Origin of the sequence: Streptomyces cyaneofuscatus (assembly GCF_042718795.1) — a bacterium.
Classification (GTDB): domain Bacteria; phylum Actinomycetota; class Actinomycetes; order Streptomycetales; family Streptomycetaceae; genus Streptomyces; species Streptomyces cyaneofuscatus_A.
The window spans coordinates 1-24,891 of record NZ_JBHXOX010000052.1; the positions used below are offsets into that span (position 1 = coordinate 1).

Here is a 24,891-nt window from a genome sequence, read left to right on the forward strand (position 1 = left end):
TCCTTGAAGTAGTCGCCGAAGGAGAAGTTGCCGTTCATCTGGAAGAACGAGCCGTGCCGGGTGGTGCGGCCGACCTCCTCGATGTCGAGGGTCCGTACGCACTTCTGCACGCTGGTGGCCCGCTGCCACAGCGGGGACGCCTCGCCGGTGAAGTACGGCTTGAACGGCACCATGCCGGCGTTGACGAAGAGGAGGGTCGGGTCCGGGGTCGGCAGCGGCGCGCTGGGGACGATCGTGTGGTCCCGGGCGGCGAAGAAGTCCAGGAAGCGGCTGCGGATGTCGGCGGTACGCACAGGGAGTCCTCTCAAGTCCTTCGGTCGGTCACCAGGTCACCAGGTCACCAGGTCACCAGGTCACCGGGGGATGGTGACGGCGGGGCGGCGCTTACGCGGCTCTCGCCGGTGCGGCGGCGGCCGGGTGCAGCGCGGCGTACTCCAGCGGTGCCGACGGGTCGACGGACACGTTCAGCTGCGCCGGGTCCGCGCCCGCCCGCACCAGCAGGTCGCCGACCGCCGCGATCATCGCCCCGTTGTCGGTGCACAGCGTCAGCGGCGGCACCCGCAGCTCGACCCCCGCCGCCGCGCACCGCTCCTCCGCCAGCGCCCGGACCCGGGAGTTCGCCGCGACACCGCCGACCACGACCAGCGTCCGGACGTCGTACCGGCGGCAGGCGGCCAGCGCCTTGCGCGTCAGGACGTCCGCCACGGCCTCCTGGAGCGAGGCCGCCCCGTCGGCCAGCGGGATGTCCTCGCCCCGCCGGCGGTGCTCCTCGGCCCAGCGGGCGGCGGCCGTCTTCAGCCCGGAGAAGGAGAACGCGTACGGGTCGTCCTTCGAGCTCAGCAGCGGCCGGGGGAAGGCGACCGCGCAGGGGTTGCCCTCGCGGGCGGCCCGGTCGATGGCCGGGCCGCCCGGGTAGGGGAGGCCGAAGACGCGGGCGACCTTGTCGAAGCACTCGCCCGCGGCGTCGTCCACGGTGTCGCCCAGGTGCAGGATCGGGTCGCGCACCAGGTCGCGCACGAGCAGCAGCGAGGTGTGGCCGCCCGAGACGATGAGCACCACGCACGGATCGGGCAGCGGCCCGTGCTCCAGGGTGTCGGCGGCCACGTGCCCGGCCAGGTGGTGCACCCCGTACAGCGGCACCCCCGCCGCGTAGGCCAGCGCCTTCGCTCCGGCCAGGCCGACCTGGAGGGCGCCGGACAGACCGGGCCCGGTGGTCACCGCGACCGCGTCGATGCCCCGCAGGCCGAGCCCCGCCTGCGCGAGGGCCTCCTGGACGACGGGCGTGAAGGACTGGAGGTGCGCGCGGGCGGCGATCTCCGGTACGACCCCGCCGAAGCGGGCGTGCTCGTCCATGCTCGACGCCACGACGTGCGCGAGCAGCCGGCCGCCGGAGACGATTCCGGCCCCGTCTCGTCACACGACGACTCGATGCCCAGCACCACCGGAGTCCGCACGGCTTCTCCTTCTCGCACATCTGTCGTTACTGCGATCTATGTGCAATAAGGTACTCGCCTGCGGCGCGGTGCCGCTGGTCGAAGACGCCGCAGCGCTGCCGGCCGGGCCGGCAGGCCTGTGCGGCCCCGGGCTCGGGCCCGGCCGGAAAATGGTCGGGGCCGCCGCTCCGATGGCGTACAGTTGTGTTCACCGACGCGGGGTGGAGCAGCTCGGTAGCTCGCTGGGCTCATAACCCAGAGGTCGCAGGTTCAAATCCTGTCCCCGCTACTGAAGATCCAGGCCCGGTACGCAGATCACTGATCGCGTACCGGGCCTGAGTCGTTTCCGGAGCCCAGCCCCTTCCGGGTTGACCTTGACGTTACGTGAAGATCTAGCGTTCTCGGCATGGAGTGGTCCATCCAGGAAATCGCCAGAGAGGCCGGCACCACCAGCCGCACGCTCCGGCACTACGGAGACCTCGGTCTCCTCGCGCCGAGCCGGCTCGGGAGCAACGGCTACCGCTACTACGACCAGAACGCCCTCGTCCGGCTGCAGCGCATCCTGCTGCTGCGCGAACTCGGACTCTCACTGCCCGCGATCAAGGACGTGCTGGAGGGGCAGCGGGACACCGCCGTGGCGTTGCGGGCGCATCTGCGGCTGCTCGAACAGGAGCAGGCGCGCATCGGGCGGCAGATCGCCTCGGTGCGGACCACTCTCCACAAGACGCAGGAGGGGATGGAACTCATGGCCGAGGAAGTGTTCGACGGTTTCGACCACACCGCGCACGAGCGGGAGGTGACCGAGCGCTGGGGGCGTGAGGCGTACGAGGAGGGCGACCGGTGGTGGCGTTCGCTCGGGGCCGCCGAGAAGCAGGCCTTCCTCGGCGAGCATGAAGCCATCGCGCGGGACTGGGGCAGCGCCCGGGAGGCCGGGGCCGATGCCGGTGGTGAGCAGGCCCAGGAGATCGCGCGGCGACACTGCGCGTGGCTGGCGTCGTCGTCCGGGGAGCCCAGCCGGTCGTACGTCATCGGACTCGGCGAGATGTATGTCGCCGATCCGCGCTTCGGGAAGAACTACGATCGCTACGGGGACGGCACCGCCGCCTTCGTACGGGATGCACTGACGATCTACGCCGGGCGCCGGCTCTCCGACTGACCACGGAGCGCCTCCGCACCAGGCCCGCTTCCCCCTATTCGGCCGATGACGGGTCGCCGCACGGCGCGGCTCCGGGAAGCCTGGACGGGGCGCGGTACCGTCCGCAGCCGTGGTCGGACCGGGCGGCAGGAGTGCACAGGTGGTGGGGATGGCGGAGAAGGGGCGCGGGCTCGTGAGGGGGACCCTCGGGATCCCCGGGGGTGCCGCGCCCGGCTCCACCGGGAAGGGCAGGCCGGTGGTGGCCCGGAGCCCCGGTACCCGGCGGTTCGTCCGGCTGCTGCCGGTGCTGCTCATCGGCGGCGGGCTCCTCTTCGACTCGCTCGCCCCGCCCAACTTCACCGCCGTGCCCCTGTTCGTGGCCGCGCCGCTGATCGCCGCGCCGTTCTTCTCGCTCGCCAGCACCATCCGTACGGGCGTGGCCGCGGTCCTCTCCGTCATCGCGATGCGGCTCTCCGACGGCACGTCCACCCAGGTCGTCCCGGTCATCGAGATGATCACGGTCCTCACCGCCGCGGCCCTGGCCCTCGTCATCAACGGGGTCGTGCGCCGCAGCAACGAGCAGCTCGCCTCGGCGCGGGTCATCGCGGAGACCGCCATGCGGGCCGTGCTGCCGACCCCGGCGGAGCGGATCGGCGGGCTCCAGGTGGCGGCGCGGTACGAGGCGGCGCAGGCGGACGAGTTCGTCGGCGGGGACCTGTTCGCGGTGGCGGACACCCCGTACGGCGTACGCCTGGTCGTCGGGGACGTGCGCGGCAAGGGGCTGGACGCCGTGGAGGCGGTGGCCGTGATCATCGGGGCGTTCCGGGAGGCCGCCGAGCAGGAGCGTTCCCTGGAGGGTGTGGCCCAGCGGCTGGAGCGGGCGCTCGCGCGGGAGGGGACGCGGCGGTACGGGCTGGACGCCATGGAGGGGTTCATCACGGCTGTCCTGGCCGAGATCCCGCCCGGTTCGGCGTCCCTGCGCCTCGTCAACCGCGGCCACCCCGAGCCGATCCTGCTGCACGCGGACGGGGCCCTGGAGGTCCTCGCGCCGAGCGTGCCCGCGATGCCGCTGGGGATGGACCTCGGGGTGTGGCCCGACCGGTCCGACGAATGGGAGCTGCCCGCCGGTTCGACGCTGCTCGCCTTCACGGACGGTCTCTCCGAGGCGCGGGACGCGAACGGCGTCTTCTACGACCCGGCGGCCCGGCTGCGCGGCCGGATCTTCCCCGGCCCCGAGGAGCTGCTGTCGGCGCTCACCGACGACGTACGGCTGCACACCGGGGGCCGGTCGACGGACGACCTGGCGCTGCTCGCGGTCAGCCGGCCGGCGGAGGGCCAGCCGCCGCGGCGGACGACGGTGAAGATCGTCGGCCGGGGCGATGACACGGCGCGCGGATGACGCGGCACGTGGATGACACGGTGCGCAGGTGACACGGTGCGCGGATGACACGGTGCGCAGGTGACAGCGTGCGCAGGTGACACGGTGCGCGGATGACACGGTGCGTAATGGAAGGGCGCCGCTCCGCATAACAGTTGACACACCATCAGAAAAAGAGGTGTGGGCGAGGGGTCGTCAAGTCGTCCGATTCAGGCCACTTGTGGACGGTAAGTCCCCGTCGGAGCCGTTAATGATCAACAGGAACAGCTTGGAATCGGGCCCGTCTGTCTATTAACGTTCGATAACGCAGCGCGGTCGTCCCAGCCGTCGTCAGAGACGGCGCCGTGCGCGAGCGCCGAATTCCGCAAGGGAACCGGGGAACCACCTACATGGGGTGAATCGGACGCCTGCGTCTCGTGAGAGACGGAGGGGCCCGTAGGAGACCTTCCTGCTCCGAACCCGTCAGCTAACCCGGTAGGCGAGAAGGAAGGAAAGGAGTGCGCCCACGTGGCGTCCAATCACCCTGCCCCTGAGGCCCCGTCACCCTTCACCACCGACGGCCTCGGTGGCCCGGAGCGGACGTGGGAGGAGTGGAACCCCACCGCGGAGTCCATCCGTCCCGTGCGCGGCAAGCACCGCGTGGCCAAGCAGCGGGGACTCGCCCGTAGCTCCACCGTCCTCGGGGTCGGCGTCATAGCGGCCGTCGGTGCGGGTGGCATGGCCACCGCCCAGAGCAAGCCGCCGGTCTCCATCTCCCTTCCCGATTCCATCGCGGACAACCTCCCCGACGCCAAGTCCCTTCCCGGCGTCGGGTCTTTCATGGCCCAGGAGGCCGAGGCCGCACCGGTCACCGCCGCGCCGCTCACCACCGCGGGCATCACGACCGCCGAGGCCGACCAGGGCACCACCGACGCCGGCGAGGCCCTGCGCGCCCGCATCCTCCAGCAGGCCGAGCAGCAGCAGGCCAGCGCCGACGCCGAGGCCAAGGCCGCCGAGGAGAAGGCCGCGGCCGAGAAGGCCGCCGCCGAAGCCAAGAAGCAGCAGGACGAGGCCGAGGCCGCCGCCAAGGCCAAGATCGCCGCCGAGAAGAAGGCGGCGGAGGAAGCGGCGGCGAAGAAGGCCGAGGAGGAGCGCCTCGCCAAGCTCCGCGCCAGCTTCACCCTGCCCACCTCCTCGTACACGCTCACCTCGACCTACGGCCAGTCCGGCGCGATGTGGTCCTCCGGCCAGCACACCGGCCTGGACTTCGCCGGGGCGGCCGGTTCGCCTCTCAAGGCCGTGCACGGCGGCACGATCACGTCGGCCGGCTGGTCCGGTTCGTACGGCTACCGCACGGTCCTCCAACTGGAGGACGGCACGGAGATCTGGTACGCCCACCAGTCCTCGATCGACGTCTCGGTCGGCCAGCAGGTCAGCACCGGCGAGACCATCGGCCGCATGGGCGCCACCGGCAACGTGACCGGCGTCCACCTCCACCTGGAGGTCCGCACCGCCGGCGGCTCGGCGATGGACCCGGCGGCCTGGCTGAACAGCAAGGGCCTCACCCTCTGAGACCCCGGCCCCGGACGTCGTTCGCCGACGTCCCCCGCATACCCCGGCAGCCCTGACGCTCCCCCCCGACGTCAGGGCTGCCGGTCTGTCCGGCCGGGTGCCGGGACGTGCCGGGTGCTGAGCCGTGCCGGGTGACGGAACGTCCCGGGTGCTGAGCCATGCCGGGTGCCGGGCCATGGAATACGCGCCTCCGCGGCGCCGTTGAACCCCGACATGACTTCTCTGCGCCCGCTCGGCAGCTCCGACCTCCAGGTCTTCCCCCTCGCCCTCGGCGGCAACGTCTTCGGCTGGACCGCCGACGAGGACCGGTCCTTCGCCGTCCTGGACGCGTACGCCGCGGCCGGCGGCAACTTCGTCGACACGGCTGACGCCTACTCCGCCTGGGTCGACGGCAACCGGGGCGGTGAGTCGGAGACCGTCATCGGCGCGTGGCTCGCCTCCCGCGCCAACCGCTCCGACATCGTCGTGGCCACCAAGGCCGGCGCCCACCCCGAATTCCAGGGGCTCTCCGCCGCCACCATCAAGGGCGCGGCCGAGCAGTCGCTGCGCCGCCTCGGCACCGACCACATCGACCTCTACTACACGCACTTCGACGACGAGACCGTCCCGGTCGAGGAGATCATCACCGCCCTCGACGGGCTGGTGAAGGACGGCAAGGTGCGCCACATCGCCGCCTCCAACATCAGCCCGGAGCGCCTCCAGGAGTCGCTGGACTTCTCCGAGCGCGAGGGCCTGGCCCGGTACGTCGCGCTCCAGCCGCACTACAACCTGGTCTCCCGCGCCACCTACGAGGGCCCGCTCCAGGAGACCGCCGCCCGCGCCGGCCTCGCCGCCGTCCCGTACTACGCGCTGGCCTCGGGCTTCCTCACCGGCAAGTACCGCCCGGGTACGAGCGTCGAGAGCGCCCGCTCCGCGAAGGCGGGCGAGCACCTGGAGTCGGAGCGCGGCCGCACGGTGCTCGCCGCCCTCGACCGGGTCGCCGCGGAACGGGGCGCCGAGATCGCCACAGTCGCCCTCGCCTGGCTCGCCGCCCGCCCGACGGTCGCGGCCCCGATCGCCTCGGCCCGCACGGTCGAACAGCTCCCCGCGCTGCTGGCCGTCGCGGACCTGGAGCTGACGGAGGCGGAGCTGGCGGCGCTCACGGAGGCGTCGGCCTGAGCCGGTTCCGCCTGAACCGCCTGAACCGCCTTACGGGGGAGGCGGGGTGGGGCCGTACTGGCCGGGTCCGCCGTACTGGCTGTGCCGGCCGTACGGGTACGGCTGCGGGGGCGGGCTGCCGTACGCGGTTCCGCGGCCTTGCCCGTACCCGTATCCCTGCCCGTACCCGTTCCCGTATCCCTGCCCCTGCCCCTGTCCGTACGGCATCGGCGGTCGGTACGGGTACGCGTACGGGCGTGGGCGCGGGCCCCTGCCCGTCATGTCCGCCGCGTGCGTGAGCGCCGGGGCCGCGATGGCGCGGCGCTGCCAGAGGTGGTGCAGCAGCTCCCGTTCCCGGGCGGCGAAGTCCGGGCCCACCGCGTCGTGGCGGGCGCGGCGGCGCAGGCCGGCCAGGGTCGTCGCGAACGACTCGTACTCGGCGACCGCGCGGGCCGCCGCCCGGCCCCGGGAGCGGTCCTGCTTCCCGTGCCAGTGGCGGGCCAGGTCGCGGGCCACGCCCCGGGTCCGCATCGAGGAGAGGGCCAGGGGTTCGGCCGGGGTCAGCCAGCCGGCCGTGGCGTACGCGGGGAGTTCGGCGGCGAGCGTCCGCAGCTCGCGCCGGCGCCACCAGACCGCCAGCCAGGTCATCAGCGCGAACACCGGGACCATCACCACCCCGTACACCGCGTAGAAGCCGTACGGGCCGAAGGCCGACGAGCCGTTCCACAGGGCGTGCAGGCCCATCGCGAGCAGCAGGCCGAGCACGGGCAGGGCGATCCGGCGGACCCGGTGGTGGCGGGCGCTGATCGCCGCGAAGCCGAAGCCGAGGCCGGTGAGGACCGTGAACAGCGGATGCGCGAACGGTGACATCACGATCCGTACGAAGAACGTCCCGGCGGTCACCGAGGCGATCCCGGAGCTGCCGAGCTGCTGGTCCTCGTCGAAGGCGTTGCCCAGGTAGAGGATGTTCTCGGTGAAGGCGAAGCCGGTCGCGGTGAAGCCCGCGACCACGATGCCGTCGACCACGCCCCGGAACTCCCGCCTCCGGAAGATGAAGACCAGCAGGACCGAGACGGCCTTGGCGCTCTCCTCCACGACCGGGGCGATCACCGTCGCGCCCAACGTGTCGGCGCTCGCCGGGTCGGCGGTCGCAGTGGCGATCCACCGCATCGCGAACGAGTTGGCGATGATCGCGACGAGCGCGGCCGCGCACGCGCCCCAGGCGAAGCAGAAGATCAGGTTCCGCCAGGGGCCCGGCTCGACCCGGTCCAGCCAGCGGAAGGCGGCCAGCAGGAGCGGTACCGGCAGCAGCGCCAGGCCGAGGCCGACGAGGAACCCCTCCGGGCCCGTCTGCTCACGGACCAGGGCCAGGATCACCAGCCCGCACAGCGCGAGCGCCACGATCACGGTCCCGAGGCGGAACACCTTGCTGCGCCACACCATGGAGACGCGGCGCGGCCGGTACGTCCACCGGCCGCGCTCCGGCACGGCGCCCAGCGCCTCCTCGAACCGCTGCTCGTGGAGGACCGGGACCGCCGGCTGCCGCTGCTGGTACTGCACGGGACCGTCGGACACCCCTCGACCCTAACGAGGAGCACCGACACCCGGCGACGGTGCATCCGGCCAGGACATGGCCGGACCGGGCGGTGCGTCAGGCAGTGCGTCAGGCGGTGCGTCAGGTGTTCCCCCGGATTCGGGAGACGGTGTCTCAGATACGGGCGAACAGCAGGTCGTGCACGACGTGGCCCTTGTCCAGGCCCTGGCCCTCGAAGCGGGTCAGCGGCCGGAACGCCGGGCGCGGCGCGTATCCGCCGTCCGCCGCCGTGTTGGCGAAGCGGGGGTGCGCGGTGAGCACCTCCAGCATCTGCTCCGCGTACGGCTCCCAGTCCGTCGCGCAGTGGATGACGGCGCCGGGCTTCAGGACCGGGGCCACCAGGTCCAGGAACTCGGGCTGGATGAGGCGCCGCTTGTGGTGGCGGGCCTTGGGCCACGGGTCGGGGAAGTAGACACGCAGGCCGTCCAGCGACTCGGGGGCCAGCATCTCGCGGAGCAGGATCACCGCGTCGCCGTTGGCCACCCGTACGTTGGTGGAACCGGCCTTGTCGGCGAGGCCCAGCAGGTTGCCCTGGCCGGGGGTGTGGACGTCGACGGCGAGGATGCCGGTGCCTGGGTCGTCGGCCGCCATCTGCGCGGTGGCCTCGCCCATACCGAAGCCGATCTCCAGGACGACCGGCAGGCCGTCGAAGAGCTCGGCCAGATCCAGGACGCGCTTGCCGTCGATGTCCAGGCCCCACTTGGGCCACAGCCGCTCCAGGGCGTCCTGCTGGCCGGTGGTGACCCGGCTGCGGCGCGGCTGGAAGCTGCGGATCCGGCGCTCGTGGTGCGAGCCGGCCGGGTCGGCGGCGGGGCCGCCGGGGAAGCGGGGCTCCTGGCGCAGCCGGCGCGCCCGCTCGAAGGAGGCGGCCCGCAGCGCGGCGGCTTCGTCGGCGGTCGATCCGGCGGCGGCAGTGGCGTCGGCGGCGGCGGACCCGGTCGCGGACCCGGTCACGGTGGTCGCCGCCTCCGGCTCGGTCGCCGCATCGGTCGTGGGGTTCAAGGGCTGCTCAGACACAATGACCCGATTCTACGGCGGGCGGCCTCCACCCCGTCTCCTGTGCCCGGCGCAGCGCCAGCCGCGCCACCTCCCGCCCGATCGGCAGGCACGCCGTCGCGGCGGGCGAGGGCGCGTTCAGTACGTGCACGGTGTGCGGGGCCTCGCGGATCAGGAAGTCATCGACCAGCGTGCCGTCCTTCAGCACCGCCTGGGCCCGGACCCCGGCGGGCGACGGGCGCAGGTCCTCCTCCCGCGCGGCAGGCAGCAGCCGCTGGACGGCCTCGGTGAAGGCGGACTTCGAGAGCGAGCGGTGCACCTCGCCCGCCCCGTACCGCCAGTGCCTGCGGGCGATGTGCCAGGTGCCCGGCCAGCTCAGCGTGGAGAGCAGGTCGGCGGGGCGGACCTGCGGCCAGGCGTACCCCTCGCGGGCCAGGGCGGGGACCGCGTTCGGGCCGACGTGGACCGTGCCGTCGAAGCCCCGGGTCAGGTGGACGCCGAGGAAGGGGAAGGCCGGGTCCGGCACCGGGTAGACCAGGCCGCGCACCAGCTCGGGGCGGGCCAGCTCGTAGTACTCGCCCCGGAACGGCACGATCCGCACCCCCGGGTCGTCGCCCGCGAGCCGCGCCACCCGGTCGCAGTGCAGCCCCGCGCAGTTGACCAGGGTCCGGGCGCGGACCACCAGACCGTCCGCCGTGCGCACCGCCACGCCCCAGGCGCGCCGGTCTATCGCGACGACCTCCGCCCCGTACCGCACGATGCCGCCGGCGGCCTGGACCTCGGTCGCGAAGCGGGTGGCGACGGCGGTGAAGTCGCAGACGCCGGTCGTGCCGACCCGGATCGCCGCGAGGCCCCGGACCTCGGGCTCGTACTCCGCGATCTGCGCCGGGCCCAGCTCCCGCACGGGCAGTCCGTGCTCGCGGCCGCGCTGGACCAGGCTGTGCAGCCGGGGCAGCTCGGAGCGCTCGGTGGCGACGATCAGCTTGCCGGTGGTGGCGTGGGCGATCCCGTGCTCGGCGCAGAAGTCGGACAGCTCGGCGGAGCCGCGCAGCGCGTACCGAGCCTTGAGCGAACCGGGGCGGTAGTAGATCCCGCTGTGGATCACTCCGCTGTTGCGGCCGGTCTGATGGCGGGCCGGGCCGCGCTCCTTCTCCAGGACCGTGACCCGGGTGCCGGGCGCGGACCGCTGGAGGGCGTACGCGGTCGACAGACCGACGATCCCGCCGCCGATCACCAGCACATCGCAGTCGTACGCCGCGTGCGTCATCATCACGCCACCTCCCACCCCGATAGTGCACTGACCCACTGACAACGGGCTCAAACCCGATCCGGGCGGGGCGTGGCGCACACGGTGACCGGCGGGCGCCGAAAAGCACCCGCCGGGCGGCTCAGGCCTGGGTCACCAGCAGCGGGCGGGCCCGCTCCCGCAGCTCGGCGACGCGCGGCTCGTCCCCGTACGGTTCGAGCCGGTGGAGCAGATCGCGTACGTACTCGGTGGTGCGCGCCGAGGAGATCCGGCCGGCCACCTCGACCGCCCGGGTGCCCGCCGCGCAGGCCGCGTCCAGGTTCCCCGACTCCAGCTCGGCGACGGCCGAGACGACGAGCCGCAGTCCATGGCTGCGGACGAACTCGTCGGTCGGCCGGGAGAGCGCCTGCTCGGTGAAGCGGCGCACCTGGCGGGGCGCCTTCAGGTCGCGGTAGCACTCGGCGGCATCCGCGGCGAACCGGTCGTAGCTGTAGAAGCCGAGCCAGGGCGGGTCGGCGTCGCCCGCCCGGGACCGCTCCAGCCAGCTCTCGGCGCCCTTGAGCGCGGCCCCCGCGGCCGGTGCGTCGCCTGCCTTGGCATGGGCGCGGGCCTCCACCAGCCGGAAGAAGCTCATGGTGCGGGCGGTCGCCAGGCCCCGGTTGCGCTCCACGGCGGCCTGGGCGAGGTCGACGCCCTCGTCGGCGAAGCCGCGGTAGGTCGCCTGGAGGGACATCGAGGCGAGGACATAGCCGCCGAGGGGGACGTCGGCGGCGGCGCGGGCCAGGCGCAGGGCCTGGATGTAGTAGCGCTGGGCGGCCTCCTGCTGGCCGGTGTCGAACGCCATCCAGCCCGCGAGCCGGGTCAGCTCGGCCGACGCGCCGAACAGGGCGCGGCCCACCTCGTCGGTGTACGAGCCGAGGAGCAGGGGGGCGGCGTCCACGCGTAAGCACTCCGGCACCATGGAGGAACGCCAGTCGCCGCCGCCGTACTTGGAGTCCCAGCGCCGGGCGTCCTGGGCCGCCTCGCGCAGCTTCATGACGTCGCTGTGGCCCACCCGCAGCGGGGAGGCGTCCGCGACGGACTCCGGGCCGGGCTGGACGGGCACGGAGCCGGAACCGAGACCGGAGCCGGAACCGAGACCGGAGCCGGAACCGAGGCCGGAACCGGTGCCGAGGCCGGAGCCGCTCTGCGCGCCCCCGGGTGTGTGCGGGATGTGTGCGCCGCGGCCGTCCGGCGCGTGCTGCGGCCCGCGCGGACCCGGCGTACCGCCGCCGTCCTGGCCACCGCCCCGGGCGCCGAGGATCGCCGCCTGTGCCGCCGTCGGGTCGCGGGCGACCGACGGATCGGCGGGGGTTATCAGCCAGCGGGACGCGGGGGTCGCATAGGCGCTCACCGCGAACGAACCGGCCAGCGACTGCCAGATCCCGCCGCCGCCCCTTCGCCCGGCCAGATCCAGCCGGTACAGCTCGGTCGCCGACCTGACCGCCTCGCCCACGTCCCGGGGGAAGGCGAGGCCGACCTCCGGCGCGGGGTCCGCGTCGGCGAGACCGATCTCGTGCAGCGGGACGGGCCGGCCGAGCTTGGCCCCGATCGCCGCCGCGATCAGATGAGGCGCCGCGCCCTGCGGCACCATCCCCTTGGCGACCCACCGGGCCACCGAGGTCTTGTCGTAGCGAAGTGTCAGACCGCGCTGTGCTCCGAGGTCGTTGACCCGCCGGGCGAGCCCGGCGTTACTGATTCCCGCGAGGGCGAGAACCGTGCCGAGCTTCTCGTTCGGCCCGCGTTGCTCCCTGGACATGCGCCACCCCTCGACACACAGACAGCCGCCGCGTCACCGAGGACGGCGCGCGGCATTCGTACCGATGCTCCCCAGGTTCGAACCCCCGTACTCCGCCTGCACACGCATGTGGCCGAGCCCCGAGGAATATGCCCCCCTGCTGAGAACACCAGTAAACACAGCGTAGTTCTCCCCATCCCTACCGTTAAGGGGCAGACGTCCGTATGGCGGGATTGTTGTCCGTCCGGGCGGCGGGGTCCGCGCTCCGGGGGTGCGCGTGCCGGGGCGGGGCGTGCCCCTGGCGTGTGGCCGTGCGCCCGGCCGTGCGCTCTGGCCCGGCCCGTGGGGGAGGGGCTTGGCTGGGTACCGCGTGGGTCGGCTCACTGCACTGGACTCAGTGGGCTGGGGGATACCGCCGCTCCATTCCCCGCGGGCGGCGGGCCGGTCCGGGAGGTGAGGCCCACCTCCCGGACTGTGCGTGGGAGGGTCCGCCGCGGGGGCGCGGACGGGTGTGCGCGAGCGGCGGAGCCCGACGAGAATGGCTGAATATCGCCTGTCCGGTGACGGTCTGGCCAACGGTCCGGCTATGGCCGGATTTCGACCGCTCTCCCGGGCCGGCGGTCCCGGCGTCGCTGGCGGAGTCCGATGCGGTGGTGAGCGTGGCCGACGGCAGCGCTTGCGGTGTTAACTCCCGGAATCGACACTTCCGTTGCCGGTGATGCGGTGAAGACGACGGCGAGCCGGGTGTCCGGCCTTTGCCAGGGGCGCATGCTCATCCGGCGTGCGCTGCCCGTACCCCCTCTCCTGCGGTCCTGTCGTGGCAGCATGTCCCGCAGCGGCGATGCGACTCGGTACGGTGCGCCGCTTGTCCACAGCCTGTGGAGGCGGCGATGCGTTGGTTGGTGGGATGGAGCAGTATCGCCGCGAGCTTCGGCACGGTAGGGGCCGTCGGCAACGGCGGTGAGGGGCGCACGGTCCATCCGGTGGGCTCCCAACTCCTGTGGGGCGACCCGGATCCGCTCTGGGCGGTCGGCGACTGGCGCCCCGACGAGATCCGGATCATCGGCGTCGCCACGCCCGAAGGCGCCCCCACCGCCCGCCTCGCCGTCCTCGGCTGCTGCGGGGCCACCGACGAGCAGCTGCGGGTCGGGCTGCTCGCCGCGCGCGGCGGGGCGATGCGCCACCTCACCGCCTGGCCGGGCAGCTACACCGCCGTCGTCCAGATCGGCCGCCGCATCACCGTCGCGGGCGATCTCGCCGGCGCCCGGCCCGTCTTCCACACCCCGTGGGCCAACGGCACCGCCTACGCCACCGCCGCCCTCCCGCTCGCCGACCTCATCGAGGCCCAGCTCGACATCGGCCACCTCGCCGCCCTGCTCGCCTGCCCGGAGAGCCCGGAGGCGCTCGGCGACGGCACCCCGTACGCCGGGGTGAAGCGGGTCCCGCCGGGCCACGCGCTGATTCTGCGGGAGGGGTCGCGGGAGATCACCGGGTACGAGGCCGTCGCCTCCCTCGCCGTCGCCGCGCCGCAGGTCGACCCGGTGCACGCGGTGGAGGGCGTACGCGACGCGCTCGTCGAAGCCGTACGCGCCCGGCTCACCGCACCCCGCCACGCCCCCGAGACCCTGCCGCAGGACCCGGGGCCCGTACCCGGCATGGGCCCCGCCGACCGGCGCGCGGCCCGGGGCGGGCCGGTGGCCGGAATCGGTGCCGACCTCTCCGGCGGCAGCGCCTCCGCCACCCTCGCCCTGCTCGCCGCCGGGCTGCCCGGACTGCCCGGCACCCTCCTCGGCCACGGCACGGGGGCGGGGGAGCGCCTGCTCGCGGTCACCTTCAACGACCTCACCACCCGCGGGCACGAGGAGGAGTTGGAGCGGGCCCGCGCCATCGCCGCCAACCCGCGCCTGCACCACGTGGTCGTCGCGGCCGGCGAAGAGGCCCTCCCGTACGCCTCGTTGGGGACCGGACCGCTCACCGACGAACCGGGCCCCTCCCTCGTCGTCGCCGAACGCCACCGCCGCCGCCTCGCCGCGGGCAGCGCCGACCACCTCGTGGGACACGGCGCCCGGCAGGTCCTGGACGCCCACCCGGCCCGCCTCGCCGACCTCCTGATGGACCGGCGCAGACGCCACCTCCTGCGCCCCGTCGCCGCCCTCACCAAGGCCGAAGGCCCCTCGGCGCACTCCCTCTTCGTCCCGCTGACGGTCTACCGCGCCGCCCGAAGACTGGCCCGTACGTCGTACCGCACCGGCCTGGAGACCGCCGCCGGACTCCTCCCCGACGCCAACCGGTACGCCCCCGACCTCGCCACCCCCGCCGACGCATCGCTCGCCGCCCTCGCCTGGTCGCGCCCGGGACCGGCGGCCCGCTGGCTGACCGGAGAGGCGCTCGCCGAAGTATCGGTTCGCCTCCAGGAAGCGGCGATCCGGCCCACCTCGGTCCAGCGCCCCGGCGAGGCCCGCGCCCGCGCCACCCTCGCCCGCGCCGCCGCCGACCACCGCATCCTGGAGCAGGCCGCCGAGATCCGCAGCCAGCGCCTGCACGCCCCGTTCCTGGACAACCAGGTCGTCCGGGCCGCCCGCGCGCTCCCCGAGTCGCTCCGCGTCCAGCCGGGCGCCCGGGCCGCGATCCTGCGCCGGGTGCTGGGCGGGGCGGGCATCCACGACCTGCCGCCCGGCTGGGGCACCCCGTCCCAGGCCACCTCCACCGCCGTCACCCGCACCGGCCTGCGCACCGCGCTGTCCGACCTGATGGCCCTGTTCGACGCCCCGCTCCTCGCCGACGCGGGCCTGGTCGAGGCCCGTGTCGTCCGCAAGGCCCTGCGCGCCGCCTCCGAGGGCGAGCCGCTCCCGCTGGACGGCCTGGCGGAACTGGCCTCCACCGAGCTGTGGCTGCGCCGGCTGCTGGCCCGCCGGGGCACCTGCTGGACGGGTACGGCGGCGCCGCGCCAGCGCGCGGTGGCGGGCGGCGTGGTCCCGTCCCGACGCACGCTCCAGCCGTGACGTACGACTGGGTCCGCGCGGCCGGGCTCAGGCACCCTGGTGCCGGGCTCAAACCGCCCCGGGGCCGGGCTCAGGCGCAACTGATCCGGGAGTCCGCCCAGTCGGCCAGCGCCACCCCGCCGAGCGGCCCCTCGGGCTCCACCACGAGCCGGATCGACGACTGACCCGCGATCCCGACGCTGACCGGGACGGCGGGCGCCCCGCCCGCCATCACCGGGGAGCGCCACAGCCGCGCCCCGTCCCCGTCGTAGACGGAGAAGCGGACCGCGCCGAGCCCCATCGTCAGGTCGTCCACGCCGACCATCGCCTCGTAGCGGGTGCACGGGCGGTTCAGCTGGATGATGACGGAGGACCGGGCGTGCACGGTGACCCCGTGCGCGTACCGCGTCCGGGCGATCGACACGTTCGAACGCTGCCAGATCCAACTGCTCCGCCCGGTGACGACCTCCGGCTCGGTGTGGTCGCCGAGCAGGGAGTACGCGAGCTCGCTGACCTGGTAGACGGTCGGCGCGGGCGGCGGAGGAGGCGGCGGCTCCGGGCTGGGATCGGGCTCCGGAGGCGGCGGCGGAGGGCTGGGCGCGGGCGGCGCGGGCTCCGGCGGCTCGGGGGAGGGCGTGGGTTCGGCGCTCGGCGGCGGGGTCGGCTCGGGCTCCGGTGCGGGCGGTTCCGGCTCCGGCTCCGGCGCGGGGTCGGGTGCCGGGTCGGGCGACGCGGGCGGTACGGGGTCGGGAGCGGGCTCGACCGGAGGCTCGGGCTCCGGTGCGGGCGGCTCCGGCGCCGGGACCTCGGGTGCCGCCGCCGGGGGCTTCGCCGCAGCCTTGGCCTCCGGCTTCGGCTGGTCGTCGCCGACGAGCGCCCACACCAGACCGGCGGCGGCCGCCACGGCGACGGCGGCAGCGATCCCGGCCTTGGCGGGCGCGCCGAGCCCTTCGGAGGCGGCACCCCCTGCGGATCCGGAGGCGGCACCCCCCGCGGCTCCGGAGGAGGAACCTCCCGCGGCACCTCCGGCAGCGGCACCGGTGGTGCCCGATCCGGTGGCCGCGGCGGCGGCTCCGGCCCCGGCGGCGCCCGCGGCACCGCCCGCCACGACGCCCGCGGCCTTGAGCGAGAACCCGGCGGCGAACCAGCCGATGACGGCGATGGGCAGCAGCGCCGGAATCCCGGCGTTCACGTGTTCCAACTCACCGGCCGCCACCCGGCACTTCGCGCACTCGTCGAGGTGCTTGCGCAGCCCGCGCTCGGCCCGCATCCGCAGCCCGCCCCGGGCGTAGGCGCCGAGCCGGTCGGCGTACTGCGCGCAGTCGCCCCCGGTGGTGAGCGCCTGGCTCACATGGGCCTGGAGATAGGCCTGCTTGAGCCCTTCACGGGCCCGACTGGCCAGGACGGCGGTGGCGTTGGCGGTCAGACCGAAGAGCGGGGCGATCTCGCTGGGCGACTCCTCCTCCACCGTGGTGTGCCAGAGCACCGCCTGCCAGCGCTCCGGCAGGCTCCGGAACGCCTCCATCGCCATCGACTGCTCGGCCTCGTGCATCGCCAGCACATCGGCGCCGAGGTCCAAGGTGTCGTCGTCCGACAGCTCCGACGTACGGGAAGCCTGTGCGGCGAACACCGCGAAGTCGTCGACCAGGTGCTCCCGCCTCGCGCTCTTCGTCCAGGCGGCGGCGACGTGGCGGACGGCGGTCATCAGGTAGGCCCGGACGGCCTCCTGCGGCCCCTTCCCGCCCCGTACGGCCTGGAGCGTGCGTGCGAACACCTCGGCGGTCAGGTCGTCGGCGGTGTGCCCGTCCCGGCAGCAGGTACGGGCGTACCGCCGGACCGCGCCCGAGTGGCGCCGGAACAGCTCGTCGTAGGCGAGGTTGTCCCCCTCGCGCATGCCCTCGATCAACTGGGCGTCGGAGAGCCCGGTGTCGGGAGACCCGACGCGGCCCTCGCGCTGCGAAGGGACGGCGTACGCACCGACGCCACCGGAGGCGCTGTCCCCGGACCGGTCCCCGGCTTCGGCCCCGGCTCCAGCTCCGGCCTCGGCGACGGACGGCCACGGCCCGGGCAGGACGGTGCCGCCTTCAGCCTCACCGTCCGAAGCGTCCGGAGCGTCTGAACCATCCGACGGTCCACGCCCCGCCTGGGCAGGCACCTGCCCGGAGGGCATCCCGTCGGCCTGCGTGACCCCACCCGCCGCAGCGATCTCGTCGAGCGGCTCTTCCTGCTGCTCGTTACCGCTCATCGCGGAAGCCCCCGTATACACCCTCGGACCCGGATACCGGCCAAGAGTGCCACATGGCTTAATCGTGATGGACTCTCAGTCGTGCCAACCACTCATCCGGGGCGTCTTCTCGAATGCGAGTGCTAGGGAAGCCTCTTTCGGGGAATGACCCCTGGTTGTTTCGCTTGCCGGAACCCACCCGCCGGAAACCCGCTCGCCCGTTCACCGAAACGAGCGGGCCCCGGACCACGAGCGGGCCCGGCCGACGAGCGGGCTCCGGACCACGAGCGGGCCCCGGACGGTGACCTCAGACGGCCGGCCGGGACCGCAGCCCCTCCAGCAGGATGTCCAGCAGCCGGGCCGAGGCCGCCGCCTGCTGGGCGGCGTCCGGCAGGGACGGGGCGGCCGTGGCGATGACCAGCAGCACGTCGGCCACCGTCACATCCCCGCGCAGCTCGCCCGACTCCCTCGCCCGGTCCACCAGCCGGCCCACGACCTCCAGCAGCTCGCCCGCGCCTGAGTCCTCCCCGAGCCCGTCGAGCTCGTCCCCGCTCCCGGTGCGCGGGGAGACGACGCGGACGTCGGCCTGGGCCACGCCCTGCCGCTGCTGCGGAACGCGGGTCTCGTCCCCCGCGTCCCCCTTCGCCGCTGCGTCCGGCTCCTCCGCGTCGGCCCCGACCCGCAGCACCTGCGGCGGCAGCAGCCTGCCCGCCCCCGATGCCACCGAGGTCCGCAGGAAGCGGGAGAGCGCCGACCAGGGCTCCTCCTCCTGCCCCAGAGCCGTACGCGCCTGCTCGGTCAGCCGGGAGGTCTCCTCCTCGGCTATCCGCCGCACCAGCACGTCCTTGCTGGGGAACCGCCGGTAGACGGTGCCCACCCCGACCCGGGCGCGGCGTGCCACGTCCTCCATCGGAGCGCCGTACCCCAGCTCACCGAACACCTCACGCGCGGCCCGCAGCACATGCTCCAGATTGCGCTGCGCGTCGACGCGCAGCGGAGCCGAACGCGTGGCCGCCGCAGGTGAGGTGGGCGTCGGCCCGCTCGCGGCGGGACCGGCCGGAGCCGCTCCTGTCGCCGGCGCGCCTGTGGTGGACACCCCTATCGCCGCGGCGCTCATCGCCGCGGCGGAGCGCACCGCGTCGGCCGAGCTCATGACACCGAGCGCTCCCACGGAGCCCAGACGTCCGTGGTCCTTGGGCGCGTGCGTGCGCGCGGACTGCCCATGCGAATCCTGAATCTGCATAACTTTCCCCCGGTTATGACGTCTCCCCCCGGAGACTTCCCCGCCGTGTCAGCCGGTGAGTGAGCACAACGAAATCCGCACCCGACTCCCGACGGGTTACGAACATAGTTGAGCCTGCGTCAATTCAGAAGGGGGAAGTTCCGCATGGTGCGTCCCCCGATCGATGCAGGAGCGCCCCGATCCCCTGTCCGCCCCCGCCTATTCGCCCCCCGCACAGCGCCTGACCTGCACCGCTTCCCTGCCGCCCGGCCGACCGGCCGGAACTTCCCGGCAGCGTCCGCCGGTCACACAATTTGCCGGGCCTGTGGACAAACCACCGACTCCGTTGCGTCATGGGGTGGTGATGGCTCCAGATTCCCGGGGGACGACCCCCGGCACCCGGCCAGGTGTGCGCATTCTCGTCGTCGGCGGCGGCTACGTCGGGATGTACACAGCACTGCGTCTCCAACGGAAGCTGAAGCAGAGACTCAGGAGCGGGGACGCCGAGATTGTGGTCGTCACGCCCGAGCCGTACATGACGTACCAGCCCTTCCTCCCCGAAGCGGCCGCCGGCTCGATCTCACCGCGCCACGTGGTCGTGCCGCTGCGCCGCGTCCTGAACCACTGCACGATCGTCATCGGCGAGGCCGGCCGGATCGACCACGCCAAGCGTACGGCGACCGTCACCACCCTGGCCACGGCGGAGGACGGCACCGGTGCCCTGGAGATCGGGTACGACGAGATCGTCATCGCCCCGGGATCCGTCTCGCGCACCCTCCCCGTACCGGGCCTCGCCGACTTCGGCATCGGGTTCAAGACCGTCGAGGAAGCCATCGGACTGCGCAACCACGTCATCGAACAGATGGACATCGCGTCCGCCACCCGCGACCCCGCGATCCGCGACGCCGCCCTCACCTTCGTCTTCGTCGGCGGCGGCTACGCGGGCGTGGAAGCGCTCGCCGAGCTGGAGGACATGGCCCGCTACACCGCGCGGTACTACCACAACATCAAGCCCACCGACCTGAGATGGGTCCTGGTCGAGGCCTCCGACCGCATCCTCCCCGAGGTCGGCGAGGCCATGGGCCGGTACGCCGTCGGGGAGCTGCGCGGCCGAGGCGTCGACGTACGCCTGGAAACCCGCCTCGACACCTGCGAGGACCGCGTCGCCGTCCTGAGCGACGGCTCCCGCTTCCCCACCCGCACGCTCGTGTGGACCGCGGGCGTCAAACCGGCGCCGCTCCTCGCCGCCACCGACCTCCCCCTCACCGAACGCGGCCGGCTCCGCTGCACCGCCACCCTCTCCGTCGAGGGAATGCCGCACGCCTGGGCCGCGGGCGACGCCGCCGCCGTCCCCGACCTCACCGCCGCCGAGCCGGGCAGGGAGACCGCGCCCAACGCCCAGCACGCCGTCCGCCAGGCGAAGGCCCTCGCCGACAACATCCTCGCGACGCTGGAGGGCCGCCCGCCCACCGAATACCGCCACAGGTATGCGGGATCCGTCGCCTCCCTGGGCCTGCACAAAGGCGTCGCCCACGTCTACGGTCGCAAGCTCAAGGGTTACCCCGCCTGGCTGATGCACCGCGCGTACCACCTCAGCCGGGTGCCGACGTTCAACCGGAAGGCGCGCGTCCTTGCCGAATGGACCCTGGCCGGACTCTTCAAACGGGAGATCGTCTCCCTCGGCTCGCTCGAACACCCCCGGGCCGAGTTCGAACTCGCGGCCGGTGGCGGCTCGATGGCTCCGCAACGCCCCGGCACCCTGCCCCGCCCCGACACCGACGAGAGCCCGGAGGACCCGCCGGGCGGACCGCCGCCCCGGCCCGCCCGCTGACCAGGGCCGCTCCCCGGCGTAAGCCGTTCGGACGCCGCCAGGACAGCGGCCGGACGGCGGCCGGACGGCGACTGTCAGTACGGTCGGTCACACTGGACGTGTGACCATAGGTGGGCCCACACCTGCACAGAGTGACCCGGCCGGCAGTGACCGACAGTGACCAGTAGCGACGCACCGAACCGACACACGAGGCCAGAAATACCGTGAACTTCACGCGTTGGAGCGCCCGCCTTCCCGGAACGCAGCGTCGAGCCGCCGCGCGGGACGACCGCAGCCCCGTCCCCGCGGCCCGGGCCGAGTACGCCCAGGCGCAGGCCGCGGCCGCCCTGCCGGACGGCGCGCTTCCGGTACCCCCCGACACCACCGCGGCCCCGGGAGCCTCCCTGAACGACCTCTCCGCGCGCGAGATCCTCGGCCGCCTCCCCGCCGCCGTCGCCCTGCTGCACGGCCCGGACCACCGCGTCGCGTACGTCAACGAGGCGTACGAGACCGCGTTCGGCCCCCGCCCCTCCGGTGTCCCCGCCGCCGAGGCCCTGCCCGAGCTCGCCGAGCTGAGCGTGCTGCCCCTGCTGGACCAGGTCCTGCGCAGCGGCACCGCCCGTACGGTCAAGTCCCGCAGAACGGCCGGAGGCGGTTCGTACACCGTGACCTGCACCCCGGTCGCGGCCTGGAGCGGCACGGCGGACCAGGACGACGAGAAGGCGGGTGACAAGACAGGAGAGACAGGAGAGACAGGAGAGAAGGGTGGCGGGAGGGACAAGGAGACCAGGGCCGAGGGCGGCGTCCTCGTCTACGCGGCCGACGTCACCGACCACGCCGAAGCCGCCGAGCGCCTGCGCACCAGCGAGCGCCGCCACCGCGAAACGGCCGTCACCCTCCAGCGCTCCCTGCTCCCGCAGGAGCTGGAGCAGCCCGACGACCTCCGGATCGCCGCCACCTACCAGCCCGGCGGCACCGACGCGGCCGTCGGCGGCGACTGGTACGACGTGATCACCCTCGGCGCCGGCCGCACCGCCCTGGTGATCGGGGACGTGATGGGCCGGGGCGTCCGCGCCGCCGCCGTCATGGGCCAGCTCCGGACCGCCGTCCGCGCCTACGCCCGGCTCGACCTCCCGCCGCACGAGGTGATCCAGTTGCTGGACGGCCTCGCCTCGGAGATCGACGCCACCCAGATCGCCACCTGCGTCTACGCCGTCCACGACCCGAACGAGGGACAGCTCGTCTACGCCTCCGCGGGCCACCTCCCGATCCTCGTCCGCCACGAGGACGGCACGGTCGAGCGCGCGGCCGACCCCACCGGACCGCCGCTCGGCACCGGCGGCTGGGTCCACACCTCGGGCACGATCGCGCTGCCGCCCGGCTCCACCGCCGTCCTCTACACCGACGGCCTGGTCGAGCGCCGCAGCGAGGACATCGACGAGGGCGTCGCCTCCCTCGCCCGCGCCCTCTCCGGCGCCAAGGGATCACCGCAGGTGGTCTGCGACCGGCTGATCCGCTCCCTGGGGGTGACCGCCGAGCACGACGACGACGTGGCGGTCCTGGTCGTCCAGCACCCCGCCCGTACGGGGGCGAACGCGGAGCTGTTCCACAACGCCGCGCTCGACCTGCTCGGCGGCATCGAGGCCACCCCGCGCGCCCGCTCCTTCGCCACCGGCGTCCTGACCTCCTGGCGCTTCCCGGCCGAGCTCCGCGACCTCGGCGTCCTCGCCGCCAGCGAGCTGGTCGCCAACTCGCTCCAGCACGGCACCCCGCCGATGCGCCTGGGCCTGCGCCGCACGAACCGGCGGCTGATCATCGAGGTGACCGACGGCGACGACCACCTGCCGCGCCGCCGCCAGGCCGAACCGGCCGACGAGGCGGGACGCGGCATCGAGATCATCGCGTCGATCGCCACCTCCTGGGGCAGCCGCCGCACCCCGGGCGGCGGCAAGGCGGTCTGGTGCGAGTTCGCCCTGCCCCGCTGAGGCCCCGCTGCCGCCGGCTCAGCGACCGGCAGTAGCAGTAGCGGCAGCGGCCGTGGTGGCCGCAGCCGTCGGCGCGGTGACCGAGACGGCCCGGTCGGCCGCCTCCGCGCCGCTCTCCGCGCCCTCGGGCAGCGACACGGCCACCACCCGCGAGGGCGCGGGCGCCAGCGACGGCTGATCCTGTACGGGGGTGAGCCGGCGCCCCAGCCGCAGCGCGAGCACCGTGATCCCCAGCGAGAACAGCACGAACGTCACGATGTACGGACCGTGCAGCGAGGCCCCCATCGGCCCGCCGACCGCGGGGCCGACCGCGAGCGCGAGCTGCTTGCACAGGGCGAACGCCGAGTTGTACTGCCCGACCATCGACTCCGGCGCCAGATCGGCGACCAGCGGGGCCACGGTCGGCGACAGCATCGCCTCACCCAGCCCGAACAGCGCGTACGTCGAGATGAACGCGGCCGTCGCCATGGTCTGGCTGCCGTGCCCGAGCCCCGCATAGCCCGCCACGATCCAGGCGAAGGCCCAGATGAGCCCGACGGCCGCGATGACCCGGCTGCGCCGCCGCCGCTCGACGAGCCGCAGCACGACGAACTGGGCGATGACGATGACAGCGGTGTTGGCGGCCAGCGCCAGGCCGAGCGTGGACGGCTGGATCCCGGCGGCCTCGGTGCCGTACGCGGCGAGCCCGGACTCGAACTGCCCGTAACAGGCGAAGAAGAGCACGAACCCGAGTACGCACAGCTGGACCATGGCCCGGTGCGAGAGCAGCGCCCGCATCCCGCCCTTGGCGGACCCCTCGGCCGGCCGGGCTCCACCCAGGGAAGCCGTACGGGGCATCTTCACGGTCCCCGCGACGACACCGAGCACCACGAACATCCCGGCCTCGATCAGGAACAGCATCGTGAAGCTCGCCGGACGGCTCACGTCCACGAGCTGCCCGCCGACCAGCCCACCGAGCCCGAGGCCCAGGTTCTGCAGGAAGAACTGCATGGCGAAGGCGCGGGTACGGGTGGCGGTGCTGGAGCACCAGACGAGCATCGTGGCCAGGGCGGGCTGCATCACGGCGGTACCGGCACCGAGGACGGCGGCCGACAGCACGGCGGCCGGCACGCTGCTCGCGTACCCCAGGGCCGCGGCGCCGACGGAGGCGAGACCGGCGGCCACCACCAGCACGGGCAGCGGCCCCCGCCGGTCGATGGCCCGCCCGGTGAACGGCAGAACGGCCAGCGCCGCCATCGCGAAGACCGCCAGCACGACTCCCGCCGTACCGGCGCCCAGATCCCGCACCTGCGCCACATAGACGTACAGATACGGGACGGTGAACCCGAGCCCGAACGCGCTCAGCGCGCTGCCCAGCTGGATCCGCCGCAGCGCTGCGCCCATCTCCCTGGTCACACTCACCTACCTCAAGGTCTAGAAGGACTCACAGGTCCTGAACGAATCAGACTCGAAGACTTTAGCACTAAACTTAGAAGGTGAAAACTACAGCCTGAAGGACTTCAAGGGGCGTGAGGGCGTGCCATACTGCCCGCCATGTCCGAGAGCACCGAGGAGCCCGGCCCCCACGAGCCGAGCCTCGACGAACAGATCGCCGCCTACCAGCGCGAGTTCCGCGACCTCGACCCCCAGGTCGAGCAGGTCGTCTCCGCGCTGGGCCGCCTGAACCGCCGGATGAACGTCGCGTACGGGAGACAGGTCGCCGCCCTCGGCATCAGCAACGCCGAGTGGGAGGTCCTCAAGACCCTCGTCCTGTCGGGCGCCCCCTATCGCCTGGGCCCCGGCGAACTGGCGAAGCGCCTCGGCCTCACCCCGGCCGCCATGACCCACCGCGTCGACCGGATGGCCGCCGAGGGCCTGGTCACCCGGGACCGCGACGAGAACAACCGGGTCCGCGTCATCGTCGAGCTGACGGACGTGGGCCGTACGAAGTGGCTGGAGGCGATGCGCATGGCCTCCGACTTCGAGGAGGACCTCCTCCAGGACCTCTCCGGTGACGAACGCGGAGTCCTCGGCGAACTCCTGGTCCGCCTCCTGCGCCGCGTGGAGCATGCCCAACCGGACGCCGGCGGCCGCCTCACCGACCTGGACTGAGGGGCCCGGAGCCGGGGCTGGGACTGGTGCTGGGGCGGGGTTGACACGCCCCGCCCCGATCCGTAAAGTACTGCGAGTTGTCACGGGGCCGGAACGGTTCTGCGGCAGCCGTCCCGCCGCACACGCGGCAACCAAACTTCTCAGCACGATCCCCCAGCCGGGAGAATTTCGGCATGCCGGAATTCATTTCGAATGGCTCGATTATGAGCCGCCGGGAGAATCCGCTAGAGTTTGAGCGTCGGAACGGCCCAACAGCCGGGAAGACAAGCCCCGCTGACTGGGGGTCAGGCCCGAAAGGATCTGATAGAGTCGGACTCGCCGGAAAGGGAAA

16 protein-coding genes, 1 tRNA gene, 1 pseudogene and 1 riboswitch are annotated in these 24,891 nt (G+C 73.6%); of the genes and pseudogenes, 9 read left to right on the forward strand and 9 right to left on the reverse strand.

Annotated elements, in window-relative coordinates; translation table 11 throughout:
• Both ACFWRT_RS36420 and tsaD read right to left on the reverse strand, forming a co-directional pair.
• A partial coding sequence (locus ACFWRT_RS36420; protein ID WP_381121423.1) for an alanine--tRNA ligase-related protein occupies window positions 1–293 on the reverse strand: 293 nt, incomplete at its 3' end.
• A gap of 91 nt (window positions 294–384) precedes the next feature.
• A pseudogene (gene tsaD, locus ACFWRT_RS36425) lies at window positions 385–1,442 on the reverse strand (tRNA (adenosine(37)-N6)-threonylcarbamoyltransferase complex transferase subunit TsaD).
• 206 nt (window positions 1,443–1,648) lie between these two features.
• Between tsaD and ACFWRT_RS36430 the strand changes: the two are divergent.
• The 5 genes from ACFWRT_RS36430 to ACFWRT_RS36450 all read left to right on the forward strand — a co-directional run bounded on the left by ACFWRT_RS36430 (window position 1,649) and on the right by ACFWRT_RS36450 (window position 6,655).
• Window positions 1,649–1,722: transfer RNA gene (locus ACFWRT_RS36430), tRNA-Met, on the forward strand.
• Between the two features lie 117 nt (window positions 1,723–1,839).
• Complete coding sequence (locus ACFWRT_RS36435) at window positions 1,840–2,589, forward strand: MerR family transcriptional regulator (RefSeq protein WP_380953107.1); 750 nt, start codon at window positions 1,840–1,842, stop codon at window positions 2,587–2,589.
• Between the two features lie 148 nt (window positions 2,590–2,737).
• Entirely contained in the window at window positions 2,738–3,967 is a 1,230-nt protein-coding gene (locus ACFWRT_RS36440; RefSeq protein ID WP_380953106.1) for a PP2C family protein-serine/threonine phosphatase, read from the forward strand.
• A gap of 322 nt (window positions 3,968–4,289) precedes the next feature.
• A riboswitch (cyclic di-AMP (ydaO/yuaA leader) is annotated at window positions 4,290–4,442 on the forward strand.
• 11 nt (window positions 4,443–4,453) lie between these two features.
• A complete protein-coding gene (locus tag ACFWRT_RS36445) occupies window positions 4,454–5,497 on the forward strand; it encodes a M23 family metallopeptidase (protein ID WP_380953105.1) in 1,044 nt (347 codons plus the stop codon).
• A 213-nt stretch (window positions 5,498–5,710) separates the two neighbouring features.
• Entirely contained in the window at window positions 5,711–6,655 is a 945-nt protein-coding gene (locus ACFWRT_RS36450; protein WP_380953104.1) for an aldo/keto reductase, read from the forward strand.
• A 30-nt stretch (window positions 6,656–6,685) separates the two neighbouring features.
• On the opposite strand, the gene ACFWRT_RS36455 is transcribed toward ACFWRT_RS36450, so the two are convergent.
• From ACFWRT_RS36455 to ACFWRT_RS36470, 4 genes are all read right to left on the reverse strand, one after another.
• Window positions 6,686–8,209 carry a PrsW family intramembrane metalloprotease gene (locus ACFWRT_RS36455; RefSeq protein ID WP_380953103.1) on the reverse strand — a complete coding sequence of 508 codons (1,524 nt, stop codon included), beginning with the start codon at window positions 8,207–8,209 and terminating at the stop codon, window positions 6,686–6,688.
• 133 nt (window positions 8,210–8,342) lie between these two features.
• Window positions 8,343–9,245 carry a tRNA (guanosine(46)-N7)-methyltransferase TrmB gene (gene trmB / locus ACFWRT_RS36460; protein WP_380953102.1) on the reverse strand — a complete coding sequence of 301 codons (903 nt, stop codon included), beginning with the start codon at window positions 9,243–9,245 and terminating at the stop codon, window positions 8,343–8,345.
• The gene (gene lhgO / locus ACFWRT_RS36465) at window positions 9,238–10,494 is read right to left on the reverse strand and encodes an L-2-hydroxyglutarate oxidase (protein WP_380953101.1); all 1,257 of its coding nucleotides are present in this window, start codon (window positions 10,492–10,494) and stop codon (window positions 9,238–9,240) included. The genes trmB and lhgO overlap by 8 nt, the downstream gene beginning before the upstream one ends.
• A gap of 118 nt (window positions 10,495–10,612) precedes the next feature.
• Window positions 10,613–12,268, reverse strand: a complete 1,656-nt coding sequence (locus ACFWRT_RS36470) for a sporulation protein (protein WP_380953100.1) — start codon at window positions 12,266–12,268, stop codon at window positions 10,613–10,615.
• 869 nt (window positions 12,269–13,137) lie between these two features.
• Here ACFWRT_RS36470 and ACFWRT_RS36475 point away from each other — a divergent pair.
• Window positions 13,138–15,249, forward strand: a complete 2,112-nt coding sequence (locus ACFWRT_RS36475; RefSeq protein WP_380953099.1) for an asparagine synthase-related protein — start codon at window positions 13,138–13,140, stop codon at window positions 15,247–15,249.
• A gap of 70 nt (window positions 15,250–15,319) precedes the next feature.
• Here the strand turns inward: ACFWRT_RS36475 and ACFWRT_RS36480 are convergent, their stop codons facing one another.
• Together ACFWRT_RS36480 and ACFWRT_RS36485 are read right to left on the reverse strand one after the other, a co-directional pair.
• Complete coding sequence (locus ACFWRT_RS36480) at window positions 15,320–17,473, reverse strand: sigma-70 family RNA polymerase sigma factor (protein ID WP_380953098.1); 2,154 nt, start codon at window positions 17,471–17,473, stop codon at window positions 15,320–15,322.
• A 286-nt stretch (window positions 17,474–17,759) separates the two neighbouring features.
• On the reverse strand, window positions 17,760–18,695 hold the full coding sequence (locus ACFWRT_RS36485; protein ID WP_380953097.1) for a TetR/AcrR family transcriptional regulator: 936 nt from the start codon (window positions 18,693–18,695) through the stop codon (window positions 17,760–17,762).
• A gap of 388 nt (window positions 18,696–19,083) precedes the next feature.
• Here ACFWRT_RS36485 and ACFWRT_RS36490 point away from each other — a divergent pair, with 388 nt between their 5' ends.
• Window positions 19,084–20,505 (forward strand): NAD(P)/FAD-dependent oxidoreductase, encoded by a 1,422-nt coding sequence (locus ACFWRT_RS36490; protein ID WP_380953096.1) that lies wholly within the window; start codon window positions 19,084–19,086, stop codon window positions 20,503–20,505.
• Between the two features lie 203 nt (window positions 20,506–20,708).
• Window positions 20,709–22,469 carry an ATP-binding SpoIIE family protein phosphatase gene (locus tag ACFWRT_RS36495; protein WP_380953095.1) on the forward strand — a complete coding sequence of 587 codons (1,761 nt, stop codon included), beginning with the start codon at window positions 20,709–20,711 and terminating at the stop codon, window positions 22,467–22,469.
• 18 nt (window positions 22,470–22,487) lie between these two features.
• Here the strand turns inward: ACFWRT_RS36495 and ACFWRT_RS36500 are convergent, their stop codons facing one another.
• The gene (locus ACFWRT_RS36500; RefSeq protein WP_380953152.1) at window positions 22,488–23,852 is read right to left on the reverse strand and encodes an MFS transporter; all 1,365 of its coding nucleotides are present in this window, start codon (window positions 23,850–23,852) and stop codon (window positions 22,488–22,490) included.
• Window positions 23,853–24,002: 150 nt separating this feature from the next.
• On the opposite strand from ACFWRT_RS36500, the gene ACFWRT_RS36505 reads away from it, so the two are divergent.
• Window positions 24,003–24,560, forward strand: a complete 558-nt coding sequence (locus tag ACFWRT_RS36505) for a MarR family winged helix-turn-helix transcriptional regulator (protein WP_018513524.1) — start codon at window positions 24,003–24,005, stop codon at window positions 24,558–24,560.
• Window positions 24,561–24,891 lie beyond the last annotated feature (331 nt).